The sequence below is a fragment of the Microcystis sp. M53598_WE2 genome, assembly GCF_030067735.1.
In the GTDB taxonomy this organism is placed as follows: Bacteria; Cyanobacteriota; Cyanobacteriia; order Cyanobacteriales; family Microcystaceae; genus Microcystis; species Microcystis aeruginosa.
In genome coordinates this window covers 1-2,509 of record NZ_JASJFE010001046.1, presented here as the reverse complement: position 1 = coordinate 2,509, position 2,509 = coordinate 1, and the positions used below count along the sequence as shown (strand labels likewise).

4 protein-coding genes are annotated in these 2,509 nt (G+C 45.6%); 3 read left to right on the top strand and 1 reads right to left on the bottom strand.

Annotated features, from left to right (window positions below):
- Window positions 1-334 precede the first annotated feature (334 nt).
- The 3 genes from PX636_RS21430 (at window position 335) to PX636_RS21420 (ending at window position 1,847) form a co-directional block, all read left to right on the top strand.
- The gene (locus tag PX636_RS21430) at window positions 335-709 is read left to right on the top strand and encodes a putative quinol monooxygenase (RefSeq protein WP_004162726.1); all 375 of its coding nucleotides are present in this window, start codon (window positions 335-337) and stop codon (window positions 707-709) included.
- Between the two features lie 21 nt (window positions 710-730).
- Complete coding sequence (locus PX636_RS21425; protein ID WP_288118771.1) at window positions 731-961, top strand: hypothetical protein; 231 nt, start codon at window positions 731-733, stop codon at window positions 959-961.
- A gap of 70 nt (window positions 962-1,031) precedes the next feature.
- Window positions 1,032-1,847 (top strand): hypothetical protein, encoded by an 816-nt coding sequence (locus PX636_RS21420; RefSeq protein ID WP_288118769.1) that lies wholly within the window; start codon window positions 1,032-1,034, stop codon window positions 1,845-1,847.
- 184 nt (window positions 1,848-2,031) lie between these two features.
- Here the strand turns inward: PX636_RS21420 and PX636_RS21415 are convergent, their stop codons facing one another.
- Window positions 2,032-2,388: a type II toxin-antitoxin system PemK/MazF family toxin gene (locus tag PX636_RS21415; protein WP_288118768.1), complete on the bottom strand. Its 357-nt coding sequence runs from the start codon at window positions 2,386-2,388 to the stop codon at window positions 2,032-2,034.
- Window positions 2,389-2,509 lie beyond the last annotated feature (121 nt).

The window sequence follows — 2,509 nt, the reverse complement described above, 5'->3', positions numbered from 1 at the left end:
AGGGTCTGCTGAATAAATCTAAAAACCTTGTTGGATAAGACTTTTGGACTTTTTTCCCCTCAAAAAGTGCCAGCCATTGCGGGGATCGGGGGGAAAATTCCGGGACTTTTTCCCTGAAAATTAGGTAGTTGACCACCTGAAAATCGATAAAACCCCACACCCCACACCCTGCCACCACCGAAAAGCTTTTTGCCGCAAACCCTAGTTATACCTAGTTTGCTTCTCGATAGAATTAGGTCAGAACCTCATCAACTTGCTTCCAATTCGTGAAGCGTCTGACAGAAGAGACCACAAACGCGGGATACCCCTCCGCACCACCTAGAAGGAGAATCTAATGTTCAAAATCGATACTTGCTGTACTCTCGTACCCTACTTTGAAGTACAAGAAGGAAAAATTGATGCCTTTAAGGAACTAGGCCCCAAGTTCATTGAGAGAACCCGCACCGAAGAGGGCTGTATCCATTATGCTTTTTCCTTTAGCGGCAATATTCTTCATTGCCGCGAGGGTTACGTCGATGCCTCCGCAGTTCTTGCCCACCTACAAAACGTCGGGGAACTGCTAGACGAACTTCTCAAAATCGCCAAGATTATTCGCCTAGAAGTTCACGCTCCCGCTGCCGAAATCGAAAAACTGCGAGAGCCGTTGGCTTCTCTTAACCCTCAGTTCTTCATTCTCGACGAAGGTATTCGCCGCACCAGCGAAGCCTAACCCCGAACTGACAGAAAACGGATGCCCTATTCCCGTCTCGAAACGCACCGGATTACTTCTTTCTCCGGCGAGTTTGTCTTGCGCCCAACTATTAGAAAGATTGAGGGACAATTAAACTTTCAGTACATATCGACCATACGAGAAAAAGCGGGAGAAGAGGAGATAAATGGCAGCAAATTTCCACGTTCCTCCACTTTATTACTGAAAGTAGAAACGATTGAAATCGTCAATTTCCACTTATTTTGGGACTGACATCACCCTGAGACTCCGAATATTCTGAAATTAGCAAGTAAACACGGCTTCCCAATTTCAGGAAAAAATTATGAATCTACGTTCTGTCAAGACTATGGTATTAGGCGGTATGTCCCTGTTAGTGACAACCTTACCCGCGCTGGCTCAAATTCAAATAGAGCCGATCCGTCTGACTACTGCTACTAGCTTCAATTGTGGTCCCCACTTAGAAACATATATAGTTCGTTCGCTAGATAACCGACGGGGAACTGGGATTCGTTGTGTCAAATTCAGTAAAGGACAGCAAGGCTCAAGCATTCCCCGTCTGTCCTGGTACGGGGAAGGAACCTGGGAAGGGGCTACCTACCGCCATCTGGGACAGGCGATTGACCGAGGCAGAATGTTGGTCGGGTTCGCGTCCGACATTCACGGTAACGGGGAGGATGCTAACTTCAACTATCCGGGTAATCTCGAGATCCGAACGGTCAGACCAGGAGTGATTCGGGTGACTGGTGCCTGGAATGAGGAGTGGCGTTTGGCTTCCTCCGTTAACTACAACCCCCTACCCCGTCCCAAAACCTGCGGTAGCCATTTCAATCAATATCAGGTAACTGATTTGACAGGTGGGCGCAGAGGCAAAGGTCTGCGCTGTATGCTGAAAGAAGGTCCAGCCAACACAACCTGGTTCGGTAACGGGGATTGGGATGGCAACACCTATTCCCACCTGGGGACTCGCGGAAAGAACGGCTACGGGGCCGCAGATATCTGTCCACCTGAGCGAGTCCATGCCACTATTTTCGGAACCATCTGCAATAACTTCGACTACGGTTCTCTTACTTTCACCCCTACGGGCAGTGGCTTCAATGTCAACGGTGCTTGGAGCGAGAAGTGGTTATTGGTCAGGTGATTTGTCGAGAATTTCAATAAAAAAAGGTTGGGGCGAACATTAGCTCACCCCAACCTTTTTTGTCGTAATTATTTGATTAGAACTTAACCATTGATAGCGGGAGCAGTCAGAGCCACGGGAGTCTGTTCACCACTAGCTAAGTCTAAGGGTAAATGGATTCTTTAAATCCTTTTATAACCCCCTATTATTCGAGTTCTTGAGGTTCAATAACCAACTTAATTCCCTGAATAATTAATTTGATTTTTTCCTGAGAAAGTCTTCCGATAGAATCCGTTAAAAGACGTTTATCAACCGTGAAAACCTGTGAAACATTAACAACACTGGATTCAGGTAAATTCCCTTCACCCTCATTCAATAAAACATTACCAATAGCTTTTGCTCGTCTCAAATTGGTTGTTAATGGACACACAATAACCGTCCCAATTTGTGACTGATTCAGAGCATCATTTTGCACCACAACACAAGGACGAAGATAAGCAGGTTCAGAACCTTGTGGTTCTCCTAAATCAATCCAATAAATATCACCTTGAAAAATCGTCATATTTACTCAGATAATTGGCATTGATGATGGCGTATTCCCTCTAACATCAAAGTTTCTGATTCGTCCAATCCATCACTATAAGCTTCATTCCAACTATCCATTAATCGTTGTTTAGTTGTTT

Bases quoted from the DNA above. Each gene is read 5' to 3' on its own strand.
- PX636_RS21415 (WP_288118768.1), bottom strand. From the start codon at position 2,388: ATGACGATTTTTCAAGGTGATATTTATTGGATTGATTTAGGAGAACCA.
- PX636_RS21420 (WP_288118769.1), top strand. From the start codon at position 1,032: ATGAATCTACGTTCTGTCAAGACTATGGTATTAGGCGGTATGTCCCTG.
- PX636_RS21425 (WP_288118771.1), top strand. From the start codon at position 731: ATGCCCTATTCCCGTCTCGAAACGCACCGGATTACTTCTTTCTCCGGC.
- PX636_RS21430 (WP_004162726.1), top strand. From the start codon at position 335: ATGTTCAAAATCGATACTTGCTGTACTCTCGTACCCTACTTTGAAGTA.